Origin of the sequence: Wolbachia endosymbiont (group A) of Brachyopa scutellaris, assembly GCF_964026995.1 — a bacterium.
In the GTDB taxonomy this organism is placed as follows: Bacteria; Pseudomonadota; Alphaproteobacteria; order Rickettsiales; family Anaplasmataceae; genus Wolbachia; species Wolbachia pipientis.
In genome coordinates this window covers 1131600-1152344 of the sequence record NZ_OZ034720.1, presented here as the reverse complement: position 1 = coordinate 1152344, position 20745 = coordinate 1131600, and the positions used below count along the sequence as shown (strand labels likewise).

General features: G+C 34.6%; 23 protein-coding genes, 1 tRNA gene and 1 pseudogene. 11 read left to right on the top strand and 14 right to left on the bottom strand.

Annotation, left to right across the window (positions count from 1 at the left end):
• Positions 1 to 94 precede the first annotated feature (94 nt).
• The 3 genes and pseudogenes from AAGD93_RS05910 to AAGD93_RS05900 form a co-directional block, all read right to left on the bottom strand.
• A complete protein-coding gene (locus tag AAGD93_RS05910) occupies positions 95 to 1459 on the bottom strand; it encodes an ankyrin repeat domain-containing protein (RefSeq protein ID WP_341819292.1) in 1365 nt (454 codons plus the stop codon).
• Between the two features lie 15 nt (positions 1460 to 1474).
• A pseudogene (locus AAGD93_RS05905) lies at positions 1475 to 2137 on the bottom strand (ankyrin repeat domain-containing protein); the annotation flags it as partial.
• 42 nt (positions 2138 to 2179) lie between these two features.
• Positions 2180 to 2638 carry an ankyrin repeat domain-containing protein gene (locus AAGD93_RS05900; protein WP_341819291.1) on the bottom strand — a complete coding sequence of 153 codons (459 nt, stop codon included), beginning with the start codon at positions 2636 to 2638 and terminating at the stop codon, positions 2180 to 2182.
• 68 nt (positions 2639 to 2706) lie between these two features.
• Here AAGD93_RS05900 and AAGD93_RS05895 point away from each other — a divergent pair, with 68 nt between their 5' ends.
• Complete coding sequence (locus AAGD93_RS05895) at positions 2707 to 3237, top strand: Na+/H+ antiporter subunit E (protein ID WP_010962821.1); 531 nt, start codon at positions 2707 to 2709, stop codon at positions 3235 to 3237.
• On the opposite strand, the gene AAGD93_RS05890 is transcribed toward AAGD93_RS05895, so the two are convergent.
• Positions 3230 to 3646: a hypothetical protein gene (locus tag AAGD93_RS05890; RefSeq protein ID WP_010082489.1), complete on the bottom strand. Its 417-nt coding sequence runs from the start codon at positions 3644 to 3646 to the stop codon at positions 3230 to 3232. The genes AAGD93_RS05895 and AAGD93_RS05890 overlap by 8 nt on opposite strands.
• 304 nt (positions 3647 to 3950) lie before the next feature.
• On the opposite strand from AAGD93_RS05890, the gene purN reads away from it, so the two are divergent.
• Complete coding sequence (gene purN, locus AAGD93_RS05885; protein ID WP_012673208.1) at positions 3951 to 4517, top strand: phosphoribosylglycinamide formyltransferase; 567 nt, start codon at positions 3951 to 3953, stop codon at positions 4515 to 4517.
• Here the strand turns inward: purN and AAGD93_RS05880 are convergent.
• From AAGD93_RS05880 to ribF, 4 genes are read right to left on the bottom strand one after another with little or no spacing between them, the layout of a single operon-like run.
• On the bottom strand, positions 4511 to 5830 hold the full coding sequence (locus AAGD93_RS05880; protein ID WP_341819290.1) for a pitrilysin family protein: 1320 nt from the start codon (positions 5828 to 5830) through the stop codon (positions 4511 to 4513). The genes purN and AAGD93_RS05880 overlap by 7 nt on opposite strands.
• The gene (locus AAGD93_RS05875; RefSeq protein WP_341819289.1) at positions 5817 to 7157 is read right to left on the bottom strand and encodes a pitrilysin family protein; all 1341 of its coding nucleotides are present in this window, start codon (positions 7155 to 7157) and stop codon (positions 5817 to 5819) included. Before AAGD93_RS05875 ends, AAGD93_RS05880 begins: the two co-directional genes overlap by 14 nt.
• A gap of 29 nt (positions 7158 to 7186) precedes the next feature.
• Positions 7187 to 7663 carry a signal peptidase II gene (gene lspA / locus AAGD93_RS05870; RefSeq protein WP_006279329.1) on the bottom strand — a complete coding sequence of 159 codons (477 nt, stop codon included), beginning with the start codon at positions 7661 to 7663 and terminating at the stop codon, positions 7187 to 7189.
• Positions 7660 to 8592, bottom strand: a complete 933-nt coding sequence (gene ribF / locus AAGD93_RS05865) for a riboflavin biosynthesis protein RibF (RefSeq protein WP_341819288.1) — start codon at positions 8590 to 8592, stop codon at positions 7660 to 7662. The genes lspA and ribF overlap by 4 nt, the downstream gene beginning before the upstream one ends.
• Before the next feature lie 68 nt (positions 8593 to 8660).
• Here ribF and grxC point away from each other — a divergent pair, with 68 nt between their 5' ends.
• The 5 genes from grxC (at position 8661) to AAGD93_RS05840 (ending at position 14295) form a co-directional block, all read left to right on the top strand.
• Positions 8661 to 8999, top strand: coding sequence for a glutaredoxin 3 (gene grxC, locus AAGD93_RS05860; protein ID WP_007550037.1), 339 nt, complete (start codon positions 8661 to 8663; stop codon positions 8997 to 8999).
• 115 nt (positions 9000 to 9114) lie between these two features.
• Positions 9115 to 9987 (top strand): hypothetical protein, encoded by an 873-nt coding sequence (locus tag AAGD93_RS05855; protein ID WP_007550039.1) that lies wholly within the window; start codon positions 9115 to 9117, stop codon positions 9985 to 9987.
• Between the two features lie 910 nt (positions 9988 to 10897).
• Positions 10898 to 11497 (top strand): peroxiredoxin, encoded by a 600-nt coding sequence (locus tag AAGD93_RS05850; RefSeq protein WP_341819287.1) that lies wholly within the window; start codon positions 10898 to 10900, stop codon positions 11495 to 11497.
• The gene (gene trxB / locus AAGD93_RS05845; RefSeq protein ID WP_341819286.1) at positions 11484 to 12422 is read left to right on the top strand and encodes a thioredoxin-disulfide reductase; all 939 of its coding nucleotides are present in this window, start codon (positions 11484 to 11486) and stop codon (positions 12420 to 12422) included. Before AAGD93_RS05850 ends, trxB begins: the two co-directional genes overlap by 14 nt.
• Positions 12423 to 12507: 85 nt before the next feature.
• A complete protein-coding gene (locus AAGD93_RS05840; protein ID WP_341819285.1) occupies positions 12508 to 14295 on the top strand; it encodes an ankyrin repeat domain-containing protein in 1788 nt (595 codons plus the stop codon).
• Here the strand turns inward: AAGD93_RS05840 and AAGD93_RS05835 are convergent.
• The 3 genes from AAGD93_RS05835 to AAGD93_RS05825 are packed head-to-tail and all read right to left on the bottom strand — an operon-like array spanning position 14292 to position 17714.
• Positions 14292 to 15221 carry a tyrosine recombinase XerC gene (locus tag AAGD93_RS05835; RefSeq protein WP_341819284.1) on the bottom strand — a complete coding sequence of 310 codons (930 nt, stop codon included), beginning with the start codon at positions 15219 to 15221 and terminating at the stop codon, positions 14292 to 14294. The two genes, AAGD93_RS05840 and AAGD93_RS05835, sit on opposite strands and share 4 nt — an antisense overlap.
• Positions 15222 to 15223: 2 nt before the next feature.
• On the bottom strand, positions 15224 to 16612 hold the full coding sequence (lpdA, locus tag AAGD93_RS05830; RefSeq protein ID WP_341819283.1) for a dihydrolipoyl dehydrogenase: 1389 nt from the start codon (positions 16610 to 16612) through the stop codon (positions 15224 to 15226).
• A complete protein-coding gene (locus tag AAGD93_RS05825; RefSeq protein WP_341819282.1) occupies positions 16605 to 17714 on the bottom strand; it encodes a PQQ-binding-like beta-propeller repeat protein in 1110 nt (369 codons plus the stop codon). The genes lpdA and AAGD93_RS05825 overlap by 8 nt, the downstream gene beginning before the upstream one ends.
• Positions 17715 to 18071: 357 nt before the next feature.
• On the opposite strand from AAGD93_RS05825, the gene AAGD93_RS05820 reads away from it, so the two are divergent.
• The 3 genes from AAGD93_RS05820 to AAGD93_RS05810 all read left to right on the top strand — a co-directional run bounded on the left by AAGD93_RS05820 (position 18072) and on the right by AAGD93_RS05810 (position 18998).
• Positions 18072 to 18365 (top strand): transposase, encoded by a 294-nt coding sequence (locus AAGD93_RS05820; protein WP_080717625.1) that lies wholly within the window; start codon positions 18072 to 18074, stop codon positions 18363 to 18365.
• Positions 18366 to 18627: 262 nt separating this feature from the next.
• Positions 18628 to 18777: a hypothetical protein gene (locus tag AAGD93_RS05815; RefSeq protein WP_285520262.1), complete on the top strand. Its 150-nt coding sequence runs from the start codon at positions 18628 to 18630 to the stop codon at positions 18775 to 18777.
• Positions 18747 to 18998 carry a hypothetical protein gene (locus AAGD93_RS05810; RefSeq protein ID WP_022626339.1) on the top strand — a complete coding sequence of 84 codons (252 nt, stop codon included), beginning with the start codon at positions 18747 to 18749 and terminating at the stop codon, positions 18996 to 18998. The genes AAGD93_RS05815 and AAGD93_RS05810 overlap by 31 nt, the downstream gene beginning before the upstream one ends.
• A gap of 106 nt (positions 18999 to 19104) precedes the next feature.
• Here AAGD93_RS05810 and AAGD93_RS05805 read toward each other — a convergent pair.
• Positions 19105 to 19191 (bottom strand) — tRNA-Ser (locus tag AAGD93_RS05805).
• A 29-nt stretch (positions 19192 to 19220) separates the two neighbouring features.
• Positions 19221 to 20027: a DUF2163 domain-containing protein gene (locus tag AAGD93_RS05800; protein WP_182319462.1), complete on the bottom strand. Its 807-nt coding sequence runs from the start codon at positions 20025 to 20027 to the stop codon at positions 19221 to 19223.
• 196 nt (positions 20028 to 20223) lie between these two features.
• Here AAGD93_RS05800 and AAGD93_RS05795 point away from each other — a divergent pair, with 196 nt between their 5' ends.
• Positions 20224 to 20466 carry a WPE palindromic element domain-containing protein gene (locus AAGD93_RS05795; protein ID WP_341819281.1) on the top strand — a complete coding sequence of 81 codons (243 nt, stop codon included), beginning with the start codon at positions 20224 to 20226 and terminating at the stop codon, positions 20464 to 20466.
• Here AAGD93_RS05795 and AAGD93_RS05790 read toward each other — a convergent pair.
• Positions 20429 to 20647, bottom strand: a complete 219-nt coding sequence (locus AAGD93_RS05790; RefSeq protein WP_341819279.1) for a TA system antitoxin ParD family protein — start codon at positions 20645 to 20647, stop codon at positions 20429 to 20431. The genes AAGD93_RS05795 and AAGD93_RS05790 overlap by 38 nt on opposite strands.
• Between the last annotated feature and the right edge of the window lie 98 nt (positions 20648 to 20745).

Below are 20745 nucleotides of genomic sequence, written 5' to 3'. Positions count from 1 at the left end.
ATATTACAGAGTTTTTGACTTAATTCATAATAAAACAGTTATCCCAATAAATATAAGGTGCCAGGCTAGTCTGATAGCAACAGGATAGCAAAAATCAAGTAAGTGCTTTTTCTGTCTCTCTAGGCACAAGTTCCTTTACTTCTTTCATTTCAGTTTTAGGCTTTGACATTATATATTGACCAGCACCAACTATGAGCGCAGATCCTGCAGCTAGTCCAATTATTGCTGGTACAGATAGGGCAGTAGCAAATGCAAGTGCAACACCAACTATCACTGCAGTTACAAAACACACAATAACACCTTTTACAATTGCATTTTTTGCAGATTGTTCTTTTTCTTTCACAATTGCATTTTTTCCAATTTGTTTTTCTTCCTTTTTCTCTGGAAGCTGCATTACATCTTTATTTTCAGTAAGATCCTTTGGCGTTTTTTTATTCTCATTTTTTAACGTTTGCTTTTTTTCCGCTTCCTCTAAAAGCTGAATTATACCTTGATATTTAGTAAGGTCTCTTGGCGTTTTTCCATCAACATCTTTTAATGAAGGGTCTGCTTCAGTGTGTAGCAGAACTTCCACCACTTTTATTTTGCCATTTTCAGCAGCAAGATGTAAAGGAGTACGTCTATCACCATTGTTTGCATTAACCTCTGCTCCTTTTGCGATTAGAGTTTTTACTACATCTTCGTGGCCATTTTTAGCAGCAAGATGTAAAGGAGTACGTCTATCACCATTTTTTGCCTTAACCTTTGCTCCTTTTGCGATTAGAGTTTTTACTATATCTTCGTGGCCATTTTCAGCAGCCACATGCAAAGGAGTCCATCTATCAGCATCCTTTATATTAACATCTGCTTTCTCAACTAGAATTTTTACTACCTCTATGTGGTTATTTTCAGCAGCAAGATGTAAAGCAGTACATCTATCATCATTTTCTGCATTAACCTTTGCTCCTTTTTTGATTAGAATGTCTACTACATCTTTATGGCCCTCTCTGGCTGCAAGATGTAAAGGAGTCTCGTCCACAATACCTTCTGCATTAACATCTGCTTTCTCAACTAGAATTTTTACTACCTCTATGTGGTTATTTTCAGCAGTAAGATGTAAAGCAGTACATCTATCATCATTTTCTGCATTAACCTTTGCTCCTTTTGCGATTAGAATGTCTACTACATCTTTATGGCCCTCTCTGGCTGCAAGATGTAAAGGAGTCTCGTCCACAATACCTTCTGCATTAACATTTGCTCCTTTTGCAATGAGAGTTTTTACTACATCTTCGCAGCCCTCTCTGGCAGCAAGATATAAAGGAGTACATCCATCATCATCTTTTGCATTAACGTTTACTCCTTTATTTAATAGGTTTTTCACCTCCTCCTCATTATTATGTTTAACAGCTGAATGCAAAGCTTTGATGTTCTCTTGTGCCTTTAATAGAGCTCCTTTTACCGCTTCATGGCCTTTTCGCAAAGCAAGTATTAAAGGAGTACATCCATAATTATCTTTTGCATTAATATTTGCTTTGTTTTCAATTAGAACTGTTACTACCTCTGTTTTGTTCTCTTGAGCAGCAAGATGTAAAGGAGTATACCCATCACTATTTTTTGCATCAACGTTGATTCCTTCTGCTTCTGATAGAGCTTTTACTATACCTTCGTGGCCCTTTACAGCAGCAACATGTAAAGGAGCCCATCCTTTACCATCTTCTGCATTAACATTTGCTCCCTTTCTAATTAGAAAATTTACTACATCTTCGTGGCCATTTACAACAGCAATATATAAAGGAGTATACCCATCACTATTTTTTGCATCAACGTTGATTCCTTCTGCTTCTGATAGAGCTTGTACTATCTCTTCGCGGTTATTTGCAGCAGCAAAATGTAAAGGAGCATATCTTTTATTATCTTCTGCATTAACATTTGCTCCTTTTCCAATTAGAGTGTTTACTACATCTTTGTGGTTCTTTTCAGCAGCAAGATGTAAAGAAGTCCACCCATCACTATTTTTTGCATCAACGTTGATTCCTTCTGCTTCTGATAGAGCTTGTACTATCTCTTCGCGGTTATTTGCAGCAGCAAAATGTAAAGGAGCATATCTTTTATTATCTTCTGCATTAACATTTGCTCCTTTTCCAATTAGAGTGTTTACTACATTTTCGTGGTTCTTTTCAACAGCAAAATGTAAAGAAGTCTATCCATCACCATTTTTTGCATCAACAATTGCTCCTTTTCCAGTTAGAATGGTTACTACATCTTCGTGGCCATAGTGAGCAGCAATATGTAAAGGAGTAATTTTATTATCATGTTCTGCATTAATATCTGCCCCGTTTTCAATCAGAGCTTTTGCTACATTTGCACAGTTCCAATAAGAAGCAAGATGTAACAATTTGACTTCCTTAGAATTTTGACCACGAGATATAGTAAATATGTAATTTATGCCAGATCCACTATCATTGTCAGGTTTACTCTTTTCCCACTCTTGACATAAATCTGGATCTTCTTCTTGTAACTTAGCTTTTATTTTTTCAACTATATTGTCCTTGCTCAAATCTGAAAGGTCATTTATTTTTTTTAATATTTCCATAAATTTGTCATATTCCATAACTTCCTCACTTAAAAAACATAACTTAGTTGTTATATCTTTCAACATAGAAGTCAAGAACCTAAATATTCGTTATTATCTTTCCTTAAAGAGTCATTTAAGTTATATTACAGACTATGAAAAACCTCAACTTTAGGAAGGAAATCAAGTTTTTTTCTTTGTCATTTATAATTTTATTTGTTCTATGGACTGTATTGTCTGGTTATTTTGAGCCGTTTTTTATTTTTTGTGGAGTGTTTTCCTCTATATTCACATCGTTTATCTTTAGAAGGTTGATAAACGCTGAAAGAGCTCTTAGCCAGATTTTAAATAGTACGAGTAGACTGTCGTTTTATAAGTTAGTAAGTTATATACCATGGTTAATGTACCAAATCATTTTATCAAGTGTTTATGTAACAAAAAAGGTGCTACAACTCAAATCTAAGCTTGAGCCAATCATTATCCTAAGAAAATGCAAAGGGCATAATGATGAAAGCATTGCGTTATTTGCCAATTCAGTCACAATCACTCCCGGAACTTTAACTATCAATGTTGAAAGTAAGCAGAAAACATATTTCTCTACCATGTATTTGATAGATAAAGATCTTGAAAGCGGCATTTCTGAAATAGAAAATAAAATCTTAAAAATACTACGTTCAGTTAAGTAATTGCTTTAAATAAGTTAACAGCATCCTTATATTCCCTTACAAGACTTTCAAGCATTTCTTTTGGAAGGCTATTGTTAACAATAGAACATAAATAATTATACAAATCTTCTAACCTTAATACGTTATTTCTCTTCTTGCTGTTGAATTTATACGGAAAAATACCTTCCATAACTTCAATAGTAGTAGCCTTGTTTAAAAATACATTTTCACTTGTCACGCTTATTCTTGCTAAAACAGTGTTAATTTCAGGTTCGTCACTCGTATAAAAATCTGATAGCTGAGTTATTCTAATAACGTACAAAGTTACTATTTTTGACAAGCAATTATCAGCATATTCACAATTTTTTATTACCTCCCACTGAGTAACCTGAGATTTACCTATTTTTGCATTGTTCGGTAATTTACTCATTGAACTTTCTCCATTTAATCCAGTGTAATAAATTATACTAATACTTTGTTAAATAAATAATAACGCGATTACAAAAATATATACTTATAGTAGTATATTATACAAAAATAGCACAATATCTAAGCATTAAAGCTAGTTTAAGCTGGGTACATGGGGCTATTCGTTATTTTGTGTTGTCCAGTGAGGTTCAAAATTAGAGGTCCACTTATATAAAGAGTTTAGTCTGCCTTCTTTGCTATAAAATAAGTTTTCCTTTTTAGCTGTTTTGTTAGTATTAACTAAATTCTAAACTAACTGTGCTATAATGAAAAAGATAAAACTCGGAATACTAATTTCAGGTAGGGGGTCGAATATGCAGGCCTTAATAGAAGCATGTCAAGATCAGAATTTTTCCGCAGAAGTTGCATGTGTTATCACAAATAATAGCGAAGCTGCTGGTCTGAAAATAGCAGAGCAAGCAGGAATCTCAGCGTTTATTGTTAAAGATAAACCGCTTGATGCTGGTAAAATTCACGAAATACTTGTTCAACATAAGGTTGATTTAATTTGCCTTGCAGGGTTTATGAGAATTCTCAAAGCTGATTTTCTGAGTAAATGGCATAACAAGGTGATAAATATTCATCCCTCTTTACTTCCGTCTTTTAAAGGCCTAAACGCTCAAGAGCAAGCTCTAAAAGCAGGTGTAAAAATTACAGGTTGTACTGTACATTATGTCACTCCTGAAGTTGATGCTGGAGCCATAATTGCTCAAGTTGTTGTACCAGTGTTACCAGCTGATGATATTCAAAGCCTCTCAGAACGCATTCTAGCTGAGGAGCATAAGTGCTATGTAGAAGCAGTAAGATCAATAGCAGAAAGTATTAATTATTGACCCTGAGCGTTTTTTCCAACTTCAACGAAAAATAAATTTTCGGGTTCCAGTAAAGAACTTGCCAGCTCGTTTACTTTTTCTAGCTTTACGTCATTAATGAGACTTACAAAATTATTTAGACGATTAATATCGCGATTACGTACCTGCATACTAGCCAAGAACACTGCTGTGTTTGCGTTATTAGATAGGGAAAAGATAAAATTATTTACCATACTAATTTTTGTATCTTTAAATAATTGTTCATCAATTCCTTCCTTTTTTATCCTGCTCAATGTATCTCTTATTGCAGATATGGATTGACTGGCAGTAGAGCTATCAGTACTTAAACCTCCGGCTATAATATTTGCATGCGTATAACTAGCCATAGAGGCACTAATACCATAAGTAATTCCAAGATTTTGCCTTAGCTCTTTCATCAGCACTGAATTCAGCCCCATACCACCAAGCGCATTAACCAAAACTTGAGCATTATAGTAGTCTGGATCTTCATAAGCTATACCTTTTTGAGCAAAAAGTATCACACTTTGTGGTATATCCATAAAAATGTTCTTACTTTCTGCAGAACCAAAATCATTTTTCACAGGTATTTTTCTCACTTTTGATCTTTTTGACGGCAATTTAGATAAATATTTATCTAATAATGTAATAATTTCTTCTTTTTTTGCACAACCAGCAACACTGATAACTATGTTATCTTTAGCAAAATTACGTTTTATGTATGTTAAAACATCATCTCTAGTAATGTTCATTATAGTGTCAAGAGTACTGTACACACTTTTTGAGTAAGAGTGTTTTTTAAACAACAACGTACCCAATTCTTTTCCAGCGACAAAATAAGGATTTTTTTCAAGATTATTAAAATCAACTTTGGCTTTCTCGAAAACTCTATTCAACCCTTCAGAGTCAACTTTAGGACGTATTATAGCATCGCTAAGTAGTGAAATACTTTCTTCTAAATTTTCAGACAAAGTTTCTAATGACACTCCGAAACTTTCTAAATCGGGGTAAAAAAGTAAATTTATTCCTTTGATCTTCAGTTTTTTTGCAAAATCCTTAGCGTCATTTTCTCCTGCCCCTTCTTGGATTACAAGAGAAGTAAACCAAGCAAGCCCCTGTTTTTCTGCACTCTCATACACATAACCTGCATCTTTAAATGATATATTCAGTGAAACTTTTGGTAAAGCACAGTTTTCGACAAATAAAAACTTAAATCCTTTACGGGTAGTGACCTCCTCTATATTTAAGCTACCACTTGCTTGTAAATTAAAGCTTAGGCAGAAAAAAAACAGAAGTACAAATTTACTTATTCTCATTGTTATCTCCTTTTGGTAATAAACGACCAATTAACTTATTGGAAGAAAAGATAGTACGAATTTTGTTATTTACATCCTCTAAATTAACATCATCTATTTTGCTATATGAAATATCTATTTCATCAAGTGGAATACCAAGTGCAAGGTGTGGCACATAGAACATCGCTATATGAGTTAAGTCAGATAGATTATCAAACTGTGCTGCTTTGTATCTATATTTCGAGCTTTGCAACTCCTCATCCGTTATTCCTTTAGACATGAAGTTATTAATAGCATTATCTAACTCTCTTTCAACAATATCTAAATTAACTCCGCTTTTTGGAATGACCTGAATATCAATGTAGCCATCACTAAAAGCTAGGCTATTATAATAAGCAAACACTGATACTGCCACATCTTCATCTAAAACCAGATCATTATACAGTTTGCTGGATTTGCCGCCACCTAAAATTTCAACCGCTAAATGAGCAGCGGAAGCTTCATTTATATGCTCAAATAAGGGTACACGATAACGAAAATATAAAACTGGTTCTTTTACTTCAGTGCTCTCTAAGGTCACCGATAGGCCTGCATTATGCACTGGATCCTGATTTGGGTAATTTCTCATTACAGGCTTAGCTTTAATTTCGCCATATTTTTCTTCTGCTAATTTCACTACTTCATCAAGTTCCACATCACCCACAATCAGTAATATTGCATTGCCGGGGTGATAATAATTATCATGAAACCTCGTTATTTCATCCTGATTGTAAGTTTTGATATCGCTCTCCCAGCCGATAACAGACCTGCCATAGCCAGTACGGTAAAATGCACTATCCATTTCTTCCCATAACAAGTTATGAGGTTGGTTATCAAATCTCATCTTTCTTTCTTCTAATACGATGTTTTTTTCTCTATCTATTTTGTCTTGAGTAACATTAAAGCTGCCCATTCTATCTGCTTCAACTTCCATTGCAAGTGGTAAATCTTTTTTGGGGATCAACTCAAAATAACAGGTATATTCTTTAGTGGTAAATGCGTTAAATTGAGCCCCAATGCTACTCATAGTGGCTTCTATATCTGTGAACTTCCCTGTAGTTTCAAACATTAAATGTTCAAAGTAGTGAGCCAATCCTGCTTTGCCGATTGGATCATCCATTCCCCCAACTTTGTATATTACTGCATGTAAAACGGCTGGAATCCGATGATTAGAAACAACATAAACATCTAGTCCGTTATTGAGTTTAGTATATTTTATGTTGTGCTCTATGTTTAAAGCATTCGAAGAAATTGGGTAAGTAAAAAAAAGTACAGGTAGTATAAGAAAACTAAAAAACTTATGAAGCATTATTTCGACCTAATATAAAAACAATTATTTTATTCCTCATTTTGTTTAGAAATAAGCATATCGTATATATACCACTTATATAACAATGTAAACATTCCACAAACTATAGATAAATCTGCTAAATTAAAGGCTGGCCAATACCAATCATCAATATGAAAATATATGAAATCATATACAGCTCCCCAATAGATCCTATCAACTACGTTTCCGATTGCTCCACCAATCATCAGAGAAAAACCAAGGTAAGTTGACTGATCGTCAGACTTGTATATCAAATATGCAAGTATACCAATTATTAGTATTGAAAATGCTGAAAAAAAGAAACCGCCATGTGGTAAAGCGCTACACATTCCAAAACTAATACCTGAATTCCAAACTTCAACTAGTTTTATAAAACTAGCGATCTCAATTGATTCTCCTTCATCAATCAATGAGTTTATGTACAATTTGCTCGTTTGGTCAATCAATACTATAATTAATATAACAACTAAGCATAACTTTTTCATAAATTTGCCTTTAACCTATAAACTTTAAGTATATCATAATTTATCTGTTTTGTTAACTCCTCAATACTATGGAATTTTTTTTCTGACCTTATGAATTTTAAAAGTTGTATATTGACTTTATGACTATATACGTCTTCATCAAAATCGAATATGTGCATTTCTATTATAGGCTTTTTCAGATCCTTAAATGTAGGTCTCATACCAATATTGACTACTCCATATAACCAATTTGGATTACTATCAGGAAAAGTCACTCTAGCGTAATATGTGCCAAACTTAGGTTTTATCATGCAATCTTCTATAGGAATATTTATGGTTGGAAATCCTATTTCTCTACCTCTACATGCACCTTTTGTCACAACACCAGAAACTTGATAAGGCCTGCCGAGCAATTTATTAGCAATTTCTGTTTCGCCCCTTTGTACATACTCCCTTATTGAAGAAGAAGAGCAAATTTTGCCGTCAATTGTTAATGGCTCTAATTTAGTCAAAGAGTATCCATATATTTCAGAATATTTCTCTAGAGTTAATATATTACCCAATCGTTTATGACCAAAAGTGCAATTTTCTCCGACAATTATGTGTTTAGCGCCATATTTATCTATTAAAATCTCACTGATAAAGTCATCGCAGCTAACCTCAGAAAAACCTCTATTAAAATTAATAATATATAAGTAATCTATACCATAGCTGCTGATTAGTTCCTTTTTTTGTTCTTGGTCTATTAACCTAAAATTGTTTCTACCAAATAAAACAGTTGATGGGTGAGGCTCAAAAGTTAAAACTGCAGAGGGTAATCCTCTTTCTTGTGCTACCTTCTTTAGAGTAGAAATTGCAAACTCGTGTCCTAAATGAATGCCATCGAAATTTCCGAAGGTTAGTGCTATATTATTTTCTATTCCTTGCTCACAATTATAAATAATTTTCATACAATTTGATGTTTTTACATGTTTCTTATATATAATAACTATATTTTAGTAAGCTACGGAGATAAATTGTGAAAAATGTTGTGATATATGTAAAGAAGGGCTGTCCATACTGCATAAGGGCAAAGGATTTACTAGATAAAAAAGGTGTGAAGTATGAAGAAATTGATGTGCTCAAAAACTCAGATCTATTTAACGACATAAAATCAAAGTATAACGTTAGAACAGTTCCACAGATTTTTATCAACGATAAGCACATTGGGGGGTGTGACAAATTGATGGATCTTGAAAAAGAAGGAAAGTTGGATGATATGCTAAATAATAATGACAATCACACTGATGTCACAACCTACACAAACAGCAATGATGAATGTGGAGAGTGTGTTATACCACATGATGATTTTATGTAACTTTTTATCTTGTTTTGTCGTGTAATACGTAAATGAAAACTAGTATGCTCACTTTAAACAATTCTTAATGAATTAAAAATACAATTCATTCAGTGAGTTTTTTTAGTGGGAAAAAATGACAAAAAATATTTCAATTATTAGCAGAAACTTAATTAGTATCGAATTAGTTAACAAACAAGATTTAGAGAATTTCATCAAGATTTTCACAGTGCTTGATAAACATATAGCAGCTAAAACACTTTTTACAGAAGAAGTGAGAATAGAGTATAAACAACACAACGGCATAGAAGTTGTTGAATTGCTAAAAGATACAGACTTTACATATCATGAGGTTGAAAATGTATTGAACCACCTGAGTAAACATGGAATGAAGGTGCCCAGCAGTGTTATAGCACACACCCTTTTTGCTGCATACAATCATGCACTTGAATTTAAGGATGTAGCATTTTCCTTTTCTGAAGGCTCTCCACAATTTAACATCAGAGTGAGTAAGAACACCTTCATAATAACTCCTATGAGTGAGGAGAATTTGGAATTGAATTCACAAAGTAGCAAGAAATTAATAGAGTCGTTACAGAGCGAAAAAAATATTTATGATTGTATAGTAGAAGAAAATACCATTAAAGTTATAGTGCATTCTGAAATACATCAAGCTATAAATTTGATTATAAAATCACTGATAAAGTCTCGCCTTTTAGCAAAAGAGGAAGAAGGAAAATTCAAAGAGAAATTGAGACAACTTGCTTTTAAGGATCAAGCTTTTGTTGAGTATTCCAGTATCAAAACCATCAGTAGGTATCCACATAATCATCCTCTGAGAAAGCATGAAAGTGTTACTAAGGATATAGAAAATATTTTATGTGATTTCATAGCAAATGAGAATAGCGAGTTCGCTATAGAGCGGTTAAATAGGCTGAGCTCAGCAGTTTCTCCGGATACTCCAAGAATCATCACTAAAACTATAGATAAACTTGTTAAGTTTCACTAAGATATACGAGAGCCAATAGATTTCTTGTATTACCTTTTGTCATCCAAGTAGCCAAGGCTACTTGGTTCTTTTTTTGGGTTCCAGCTATGTACATAGCTGTATGAACATTGTAGCCGTTATTCAAGTAGCTATAGAAACGAAAAACTTCCTTGACAAACTCCGCCAGCCCCCTTATCATGAAACTGAAGCTATTTCATTTAACTTCGCAATCTGTGCAGATTAAAACGACAAGAAAACTTGTATTTGGCGTCTTATTTTTAATTTTTTGCACTATGTGCACCTTATGTCTTCACAACATTTCTGGGTTTTTACCTATATAAGCTGAAACGCGCTTATAAGTCGTTTAAGACAGTATAGTACGCCGATTTGCAGGATTAGAGAGTGACAACTAGCTAACACGGGATTTCTTTTGCCTTTTTTTCTGCTTAGTAAATTTCTTAAACATTTAAACTAAGGTGAGTTGCATTTAAAAGCAGCTAAATTGCAGCGTTTAAGACTTAAAAAACGCCAATACTGAAAATAGACAATGACTAGGGCTTCTTTTGCCTTTTTTTTGTTTGGTAAATTTTTTAACATTTATAGCTAAACGACAACCGTCATCCCGCTACTTGTTAGCGGGATCTAGAGATACCGCGAATGAATCGCGGTATGACGGTTCGCGGTGGCATGACGATAAGCTCGTCATCCCGCTACTTGTGAGCGGCTGAGATACCGTGGCGGTATGACGGTTCGCGGTGGCATGACGTAGAATTTTATACTCACCAACTCAGTATTCCAACCTGGATTGTATCTTATCGGTAAAAAAGAAGAGCTATTTTAGGAAGTTTTTATAGGACTAAAACCAAAGAAAACTTGCATATAAGTTTATCAAGATGTAAAATTGAAGTTATTTTAAAAGAATAGGTTAATTATGAATCTTGTAACAAAATCTGCTATCGATTTTACTTCTTCATCTGTTCTCTCTGACGGAGAAATTGTTGATGATTTCTGTCTGAGTAAGCGCATAAAAAATAAGTATGCTGTCCTTTTTTTCTATCCACTTGATTTTACTTTTGTTTGCCCAACTGAATTGATATCGCTCAATAATAGAATAAATGAGTTTGCAAAGCGTGGTGTTGAAGTGATAGGAATAAGTGTAGATTCAAAATTTTCACATTATAAATGGCGAAACACTCCAGTTAATGATGGTGGTATTGGAGAGATTAGCTACACTTTAGTGTCTGATATCAAAAAGTCTATATCAAGAGACTATGGGGTCTTATATGATGACTCAATTGCGCTGAGAGCAACTTTCGTTATTGATGATAAATTTATTGTACGTCATCAATCGATAAATGATTTGCCTTTAGGGCGTAATATCGATGAATTCGTTAGAATCGTTGATGCAATTAAACATAATGAAGAGCATGGTGAGGTGTGTCCAGCAGGGTGGAAAAAAGGTAAGCCAGCAATGCAGGCAAGCGATGAAGGAGTAGCTGATTATCTAAACTCATACAGTGAAGAATTATAAATTTAGTACAAAAGTTCTTATTATTGGATCTGGGGCAGCGGGTTATGCTGCCGCTATATATGCAGCACGTGCAAACTTAGAGCCAATTGTAGTAACGGGAATGCAGCCTGGTGGTCAGCTTACAATTACTACAGATGTTGAAAACTATCCTGGTTTTGTTTCAATACAAGGGCCAGAACTAATGGAGCAAATGAGGTTGCATGCAGAAAAGGTTGGAGCAAAAATAATAGATGATGAGATAAAAAGCGTTGAACAACTTGAGGATTCTAATGAGTATAGGTTTAGATCTTCTGGTAATACTAATGACTACTATTCAGATGCAATTATAATTGCATCTGGTGCGCAAGCAAAATGGCTTGGTTTGGAGAGTGAAAAGGAATTTCAAGGTTACGGAGTTTCAGCTTGTGCGACTTGCGATGGTGCATTTTTTAGGAATAAAGTTGTAGCTGTGGTTGGTGGTGGAAACACTGCTGTTGAAGAAGCAATATTTTTAACTCGATTTGCCAAAGAAGTGATATTAATACGCAGGCGTGATAAATTGAGAGCGGAAAAAGTAATGCAAGATAGGCTCTTTAAAAATGATAAAATAAAAGTAATGTGGAACCATACCGTAGAGCAGATTCTTGGAGAAGAAAATCCAAAAAAAGTTACTGGTATTATAGTTAAATCAACGGAAGCTCAAGAGTTAGAAGTGGATGGAGTGTTCATTGCAATTGGGCATGCACCAAATACAGGTATTTTTAAAGGCTTTGTTGAAATGGATCAGCAGGGTTATATAATTACAAAACCTGGAACAACTTTAACTAGTAAAGCAGGAGTATTTGCTGCAGGTGATGTTCAAGATAAGGTATATCGTCAGGCAGTAGTTGCAGCAGGAACAGGGTGCATGGCTGGACTTGATGCAGAGAAGTTTTTAGAGTCGTAGTTAATTCTAGGATTTTGAATAAATCGCTTGCAATTTTCCTTTTCTTTTTCATAATTATATTAGTAAATTATTAGGTAGGTTTAATATGCTTTATGGAGGGGATGGGATAAATACTAATGGTTATAGATATCAGAGAACTCTAGATGCACCGACACAAAAGTTATTTAAAGCTATTGATGATGAAAACCTAGAAGCTTTTAAACAAGCTCTGGCAGAGGGTGCGAATGTTAATGCGTTTGATGAGGAGGGCATGACACCTTTGATGTCTATTGTCAACGTCTGCGCTGTCAGCGGTGATGGACAGGCCACGTTAGAAAAAATGGCTAAATTGCTTATACAAAATAGCAGTATCGATATTAACGCTCAAAGTAGGGAATATGTTTATGAGGAAAGGCAAAAGAGAGATCGACATGGGCGTCTAGTATATTTATTTTGTGGTCAAGAAGTTGCAGAAGTGCAACCAGGTTATTATATATATTGTAATGATGGTCGATCTGTAGATAACGTGGGTGATTCAGGTGAACGTAGATATTTCAATTCCTACTATGACGGTGTAAAGGAGAAGATAAGAACATCCAAGATACAAAAAAATACTGCCTTACATATTGCTTGCCAAGTTGGAGCTAGAGATATGGTAAAAATATTGCTCACGCACCCAGGTGTGGAAACTGATATTAGAAATTATGAATGTAAAAGCTCTGTGAATTGTATTGCAAGAGGATTTGAGGACGTAATAAAATTAGAATTTAAAAAAGCACAAAAAGCAAACGAGTTGTTAGGTGCTCTTGCTAGTAGAGACTTTTACCAAGCGAACATGCTATTGAATGAAGAGCTTAACCCTAATTGCTGGAGAAGAATGAGACATGGAGAAATAGCAACCCCCTTGAGCTCGATTATCATATTATGCCCAGAAAAAATAACAGAAAATGGAAAAGAAGTATTGATAAAGCTTTTAAAACATAAAGAGCTTGATCTTAATCAAATAAAGTCAACACCTGCGATGATAGAACGGAAACAATTAAGGAAAATTATTGAAGAGAAACAATTAAAGCAAATAATCGAACAAGCTATTAAAGAGCGATTGATTGATGCTATTAATAGCAAGAATTTAGATGATGTGAAAAAATTAGTAGAAGATAATGACTTCATGAATTATGCAATTATTATTGCTGCATGGAGAAATGTTAATAATCCAATCGAATCTATTACAAATTATTTAAATGAGAAATTTCCTGCAAGTGCAGAGCAACCTGTAGCAAATACACATAATGTTCAACCAGAAATAAACGATGAATTCATTGCTCGAGAGTTGCAGCAGCTCGAAAACCTTAGAAATGAACTTGAAAGAACAAAAGCTCAACTCACAGAAACAGAGCAAGAGCTAGCGAATAAAACTAGCAAAATTTCACAATTAGAAAAAGATTTAAGGCAGGAAAAATCGGCTCAAAAAACAAAAATCAATGATCTAAATAGTGAAGTAACTCGACTTAATAGAATTGTGTATGGAAGAGCAAGTGACACTGTTGAAATTTCACAATTAAAAAGAGATTTGAAACAAGTAAGGGAAGAAAGAGATAGGCTTTCATCAGAAAATAGACTGCTCCGTACTAAAAGTCTGAGTAATAAAAACGAAAAACCCTCGCAAGCAATTTCTTCTGGTAGAGAACAAAGCAACTACGCTTATGCTTCTTTTGTGTTGTCTGGAGCGTTTGCTGTTGGTGCATGTTTAACAATACCTAATTTGGAAATATGTATTCCACTTGCTGTAACTGCATTTGCCTTTTTTACAATTGGATGCTACTTTTCATACAAAGCAAACACAACACTTAGCAACGTTAAAAGCACTCAGCTTGGTGATTTAGAACGAAGTTAAGGTTTTGATTTCTTCTCCAAACTCTGCTGAAAATTTTTATACATATTAAAAACATCTTGATAATTGAGGTGAGTGTAAACTTGAGTAGTTTCCAGGCTTGAATGGCCAAGCAGTTGTTGTATTGATCTTATGTCAATATCTTCCTGAAGCAAATGAGTAGCAAAACTATGACGAAATGCATGTGGAGATAAGATTTCTGGCAGATTTAATATTCTCCTTATTTTTTGCAAACGATTAGCCACATAAGTTCTTCCCAATTTTTTTCCTCTTACTCCCAAAAAAAGATATTGTGTTTCATTATTAGTGCCAAGATAAGGACAGGCTTTTACATATTCTTGTATACACTTTTTTACTACCGGAAGAATGAATACCTGCCTTTGTTTATCTCCCTTACCTGTTACTATTAAACTTTCATTGTTAATATCACTAACCCTAAGGTTCAACGCTTCACTGATTCTTAAGCCTGTACCATATAGCAGGACGATAATTGTGATTTCTCTTTTTACCACCCAGGGTTCGCTCAAGTCAGATAATTTCATTTCTTTCACCAAAGTTTTTATATCAGGTATTGATAATGCTTTGGGCAGAGTTCTTCTCTGAATTGGCCTTGATAAGGAAAATACAGCTTCATTGTCTATATTGTAGTTGTTTTTTATGTACTTGAAAAAATTTCTGATTACTGACAATGCACGAGCGTTAGATCTTGCATTCACACCTCTTGCATAACGAGAGGTAAGCCAACTTCTTAACTCAGGTACGCTCAATTTTTCCAAAGTGCCGACATTTACTTCTCCACCAATGTGAGTATTTAGGAAACTTATAAGATCCTTCAAGTCCCTCATGTATGACTCTAAAGTGTTTGGTGAATAAGATCTGTTGCACCTCAGCCACTCATACCATTTTTCAATGATTGAACCGAGGTCCACAATTATTTTTTAAAGAAAGCATCGATGCACGCATCTCGAAAGGCTTCATTTATATCAGGATGAGAGTGACAAATTCTGTATATATCCTCTGCTGCTGCGCCATATGCCATTGCAACCGCTGCTTCGTTGATTAGCGTATCAGCGTATGCTCCTATGATATGCACACCTAGTATTGTATCTGCTCTGCTACAAGTCAGCACTTTCACGAATCCTTCAGCATCATCAGTGATTTTTGCTCTGCCGTTTGCAGCAAATTGACATTTACCAACTTTGTACTTATAGCCAGCATTTTTGAGTTCCTCTTCGGCTTTACCGATCGAAGAAACCGCAGGGTGAGTGTAAATGACAGATGGTATAATTTCATAATCAACGTGAGGTGACTGTCCTGCTATTATCTCTGCAACTGCCACTCCTTCTTCCTCTGCTTTATGAGCAAGCATTGCTCCACCAATCACATCACCAATAGCAAATATTCCTTTTACATTGGTTTCATATCTGTTGTTAACTTGAACGAAACCGCGATTATCTTTTTCTATTTTTTCATCAATACCAAGACCCTCAGTGCATGGTTTGCGCCCTGCTGCCACCAATACCTTATCCGCCTCTATAGTGTTTGTTTGATTATCTTTTACAGAGCAAACTTTCACACTCAAAGAATTACTACTTTGTTTTATCTCCTCAACTTTAGTGCTAAGTAAAAATTTTATTCCTTGTTTTTGTAGACTAGAAAGTAGAGACTTACTTAATTCTCCATCCATTGCTGCAGCGATTCTATCAAAAAATTCTACTACAGTGACTTCAGACCCTAGCCTCCTCCATACAGAAGACATTTCAAGCCCTATTGCCCCGGCTCCGATTACGACAAGTTTTTTTGGTACTTCAGTTAAAGATAATGCACCAGTTGATGAAATAATACTTTTCTCATCGATATTAATTCCTGGCAAAGAAATAACGTCAGAACCGGTTGCAATTACTATATTTTTTGTCTTCAGCACCTTACCTTTAACTGAAACTTCAAGATTACCTTGGTCAAAAGAAGTAATTTCCCCAAGCCCATTGACTTTAGTGATTTTGTGAAGGTTAAACAGATATTCTATACCTTTTCCAAGTTCCTGAACTCTGGCATCCTTATAGCCTAGCATTTCTTTTAAGTCGAAACTTGCGTCCTTAATTTTTATGCCAAGCTTTGACAGATCATTTTTCGTGTGAGCATACTGATAGGAAGAATGGAGTAGTGCTTTGGAGGGTATGCACCCCACTCGCAAGCACGTACCACCAAAAATGCTATTTTTATCTATACAGGCAACTTTCAATCCAAGTTTTGCAGCAGCGATAGCACACTTATAACCGCCTGGACCACCACCTATAACAATCAGGTCATAATCAATCATAAAGAACAAACCTATTTTCTAAAGAATAAACACCTTTTCCCTCAGTTGTTACATATATTTTATCATGAGTAAACACTGGAGTGTGAAACACATTACCAGGTACTTTGACTACCTTTCCTGCACTTTCAGATCCAGGAAAAGCAAACATTGAACTTTTATTGCTTGTCACCCACAGTGTATGGGCATGCATAATTGGAGCAAACAATTGCGTATTTTCTATTAAATCAGATGCCCAGACTGTTTCTCCATTTTTTATATCCAGGCCAATTATTTTATCGTCTTTAGTAACTATAAAAATTCTTCCGCCTTCTTTTTGTTTCTCTGTAGGAATAAGAGGACTATAATATGACTCAATGTCTGATACACTTTTTACTTGCAGTGACTTTGACCATAAAATATTTCCTGATTTTACGTCAATACCATAAATATAAGAATTATTTGTAGCTATTAAAGTATCGCCAAGCACTCTTGGTGTAGTAGTTACATCTGTGAGCTGTGTATCCAAAAGGTTTGTAGCCAATTTTTGGCTCCACAATTTTTTACCGTCTTCATTAAAAGCTATTAACTCACCATTTGAAAATGGTGCTATTATTTTATCATTAGAAATTGCTGGCGATATGGAATACAAACCTCGAACCTCATTGATACCGTTTTGATAAGTCCAAACGAAGCTGCCATCTTTTATATCAAACACGTACAGATAATTATCAATAGTCAATACTACCAATTTATTGTTTATTACTGCTGCTTTCCCTCTTACTGGAGCTCTCAATTCTTTTTCCCACTCAATCTTGCCGGTTTTTGCATCTATTGTGTGTAGAACGTTATCCACTATAAAGAAAACATTTTTTTCATAATGTGATAGGCTCATGTTACCAATTTTTTTCCTATGTGAGAGGTGTAATTTCCAATTCATAGCCTTTGAGTTATCAATATCAAAGGAATATAAAGCGCCGTGCTTGTCTGATAAAATAACGCTATTTTCTGTAAGCACTGGAGCTACATATCCTTGAGATAGTTTTTTATCCACTAGACTTATTCTCTCGCTTGCCATTGTGTAACTGCTACACAATAACATTATCATGACAATTATTACTTTCATTATTTATTGAAAACAAGATTCATTAATATACATCTTAAGAACCTTAATTACAACGGAAATGTTCTTGCTGCATGTTAAAAACGTTGATTTATGAACGAAATATTATATTATTATGTGAGATAATGTATATTCTTAGAGGTAGTACACCTCATCCACTATGCAGCAACGTGCATAGCTGTATGAACATTGAGATATAAAATAATTTATACCAAGAAGAAAGATGTCATCCAAATAGCCTCTTTTCCTGTCATCCCAGTGCTTGACACTGGGATGGCTTTGTTGCATAGCAACTGAAAAAATCTGGTGGCTACTGACAAAATTCATTATAAATAGCTATTTAACTGTTGAAGAAAAAATATGCCACAAAAAATGAGAGTTAGTAACTGCCATGAATATAACAAATTTCTAGAAAAAAGAGGAAATATTTTTCGTTACATCGATAAAGCTATCGAAAATTGGTATGAAAATAGTCCAAAAATGCAGGGCGGCAACTATATTTATAGTGATAAAGTTGTGATTTTAGTGCATATAATCGTTAATCTTTTTAGAATTGGCTTAAGACAAACAGTCGGGTTTATAAAAGGATATTTGCAACAAATAGGAAGAGATTTGGCAGTTATCAGCTATTCGCAAGCTTCAAAAAAAACTTAATATTAAGATCAATGATTGCAGAATTGATAAAAATAATATGGAAGATATCGAAATTGCCATAGATAGCACAAGCATCAGCATTTATAACAACACACAGCAAGGAAAATAGCGCTGACAGAAAATATCGTGGCTATGAACAGACAAGAAAATTGCATGTAATGTTGAATATAAACAGCAAAAAAGCCATAGCTGCAAAATACAGTAACGGTCTGATCACTATGGAGCTTGCGATTTACTTAAAGGAGTTAATTTTCAGCATGCCATAAAAGCACTATATGCAGACAGAGCATATGACAGACATAAACTCTATAAATTGTGTGATGAATGCGGCATAAAGACAAAAATTCCTCCAAAAAAACAATGCAGCAGAGCATCCAAAGTATGGCAGAGAGAAATGCTGCAATTAGACTAATAAAGTCATACAGCGAAGATGGAATGAAGAGGTGGAAAAGGCAAACAAACTACGGAAAAAGATCTTATGTAGAAAGTTTTTTCTCGCGACTGAAACAAACATTCGGGTTTAATTTTCGGAACAAATCTGAAATTAATCGTGGGAAGGAACTGCTACTCAAGTGTTATTTGCTTAATCAATTTACTGACATTGGTATGGCTAAATTTGAAATGGCTACATGAATTTATCGTAAATTACCACCGCATAGTTGTAACATTGTACCATATTACAATGTTTGTACAGTTGTGTGCGCGACCGAGGGTTTTATACTATTCTAGAAGTAACATACGGAAAAGGGGGGATTTGAACCCCCGACATATTTTCATATGTGCACGCTTTCCAAGCGTGTGCTTTAGACCACTCAGCCACCTTTCCATGTATTCATGATATTGAAAATTGTGCTGCTAAACAATATAAAAACCTGGTATATAGGGTTCACCACGAAAATTCACAGTATTGTTAAACTTGCTTCTGCAAGTTGGAAATGTTTTATCGCAACCTGCAAGTATTGAATATTTATCTCCAGCAAAAATTTGGTATGGAGGCGCAGTAAACAATGTAACTACTTTATTTTTATATTCTTTTACTACACCTTCAAATGCTGTTGAGCCAAAGAATTTTACTACTCCGTGCTTATAATATTCATCACTCTCAGTTAAATTCGTGTCTTCAAATCTTCTTTCGTCTATTACTTTAGTGATTGTACTTATTTTACTAAATTTTTTAGTATCGGCTTTACATTTATCATCGCAAAATTGTGCTCTGCATGCAGGAGAGTATAATTCTGCTATGCTTCTCTCAAGCTTTGCTGAAAGCCCTCTAATTTCAACAATAAATCTTCCACTACTTAATGTCACTTTACCAAAAATTCCTGAATGTAGATTCATTGTTCCCTGGGTCAAGTCTTTATAATTCACAAGAAATATTTCAATATTTGCAAAGTCGTACTTTCCTGATAAAACATCTTCTTCTTTAATATCAGCACTATTTAATATCCCTTCAATTTCTAGATTATCAGTTTTTAAATCGCTGTTTAATATTATACTACTGGCTGTAAATCCACTTGAAGATTTATAGAGTATATTATCAATATTTAAATCTTCATCATAGTCAGTGAATCCCATTACTTCTCCACCTGCGAGCTTTAATTTCCAGCACGTAGCGGTGGTAAGTAATTCTCCAGCTAAATGATTTTTTAGTGTGGTTTGCATAGGGGCCTCCTGCTTAATTGATTAAATTTGAAAGTAGCTATACGGCCAGTAGAATAAGGGCAGTGTGTTCTTTTCTCATCATCTAAGTAGCCATAAAGCGTCATTCCGGTGACCATAGGGTGTCATTCCAGTGCTTGACATACAGCTGTACAAACATTTGTTTGTAAAGGCAGTATGTTAAGTGTTATAGCCGGTTTTGCCTCAAAGACAAAGGCAGTGCCTTGACTACTTGGATCCAGAAAAATTGATTGTGCATTATACAACATTTTCGATCAAAAGCTGGATTCCAGTGTCAAGCACTGGAATGACAGGAAAGGGGTGCTGGGATAACAAGGAGAGAAATACTGGTATGACAAAAATTGGCACTGAGACGATAGAAAAGGAGCACTTATGGAATATGGCTACAAAGGCTTATACTCTTCAATATTGCCTAATTTAGCATCCTCAATACCTGAAAGGATTTCTTTAATGATGTTATAGCTTAGCTCCGGGTTATCTTCAACAACTTGACCAATTTTAGCCCAATGCTCGATTTGTTGTGGTACGGAACGATTTTGTAACATGGAATGGGACTGTACTATTTCCTCAAATTCTCCATTAAGATTTACTGTTATATCCATGATATTGTTAGTTCTACTTTAAGCTATTATACCATATATTGGAAATTTTTTCAATATAAAATTTTCATCTGGAAATACACACCACAGTTAACTGTGGT

Coding starts and splice junctions, on each gene's coding strand:
- ribF (WP_341819288.1), bottom strand. CDS start 8,592: ATGAAAATTATTTATAATTGTGAGCAAGGAATAGAAAATAATATAGCA.
- lpdA (WP_341819283.1), bottom strand. CDS start 16,612: ATGATTGATTATGACCTGATTGTTATAGGTGGTGGTCCAGGCGGTTAT.
- AAGD93_RS05820 (WP_080717625.1), top strand. CDS start 18,072: ATGCCACAAAAAATGAGAGTTAGTAACTGCCATGAATATAACAAATTT.
- AAGD93_RS05810 (WP_022626339.1), top strand. CDS start 18,747: ATGGCAGAGAGAAATGCTGCAATTAGACTAATAAAGTCATACAGCGAA.
- AAGD93_RS05880 (WP_341819290.1), bottom strand. CDS start 5,830: ATGAGAATAAGTAAATTTGTACTTCTGTTTTTTTTCTGCCTAAGCTTT.
- AAGD93_RS05790 (WP_341819279.1), bottom strand. CDS start 20,647: ATGGATATAACAGTAAATCTTAATGGAGAATTTGAGGAAATAGTACAG.
- AAGD93_RS05895 (WP_010962821.1), top strand. CDS start 2,707: ATGAAAAACCTCAACTTTAGGAAGGAAATCAAGTTTTTTTCTTTGTCA.
- AAGD93_RS05875 (WP_341819289.1), bottom strand. CDS start 7,157: ATGCTTCATAAGTTTTTTAGTTTTCTTATACTACCTGTACTTTTTTTT.
- AAGD93_RS05825 (WP_341819282.1), bottom strand. CDS start 17,714: ATGAAAGTAATAATTGTCATGATAATGTTATTGTGTAGCAGTTACACA.
- AAGD93_RS05840 (WP_341819285.1), top strand. CDS start 12,508: ATGCTTTATGGAGGGGATGGGATAAATACTAATGGTTATAGATATCAG.
- AAGD93_RS05855 (WP_007550039.1), top strand. CDS start 9,115: ATGACAAAAAATATTTCAATTATTAGCAGAAACTTAATTAGTATCGAA.
- AAGD93_RS05850 (WP_341819287.1), top strand. CDS start 10,898: ATGAATCTTGTAACAAAATCTGCTATCGATTTTACTTCTTCATCTGTT.
- AAGD93_RS05800 (WP_182319462.1), bottom strand. CDS start 20,027: ATGCAAACCACACTAAAAAATCATTTAGCTGGAGAATTACTTACCACC.
- purN (WP_012673208.1), top strand. CDS start 3,951: ATGAAAAAGATAAAACTCGGAATACTAATTTCAGGTAGGGGGTCGAAT.
- AAGD93_RS05900 (WP_341819291.1), bottom strand. CDS start 2,638: ATGTTGAAAGATATAACAACTAAGTTATGTTTTTTAAGTGAGGAAGTT.
- lspA (WP_006279329.1), bottom strand. CDS start 7,663: ATGAAAAAGTTATGCTTAGTTGTTATATTAATTATAGTATTGATTGAC.
- AAGD93_RS05890 (WP_010082489.1), bottom strand. CDS start 3,646: ATGAGTAAATTACCGAACAATGCAAAAATAGGTAAATCTCAGGTTACT.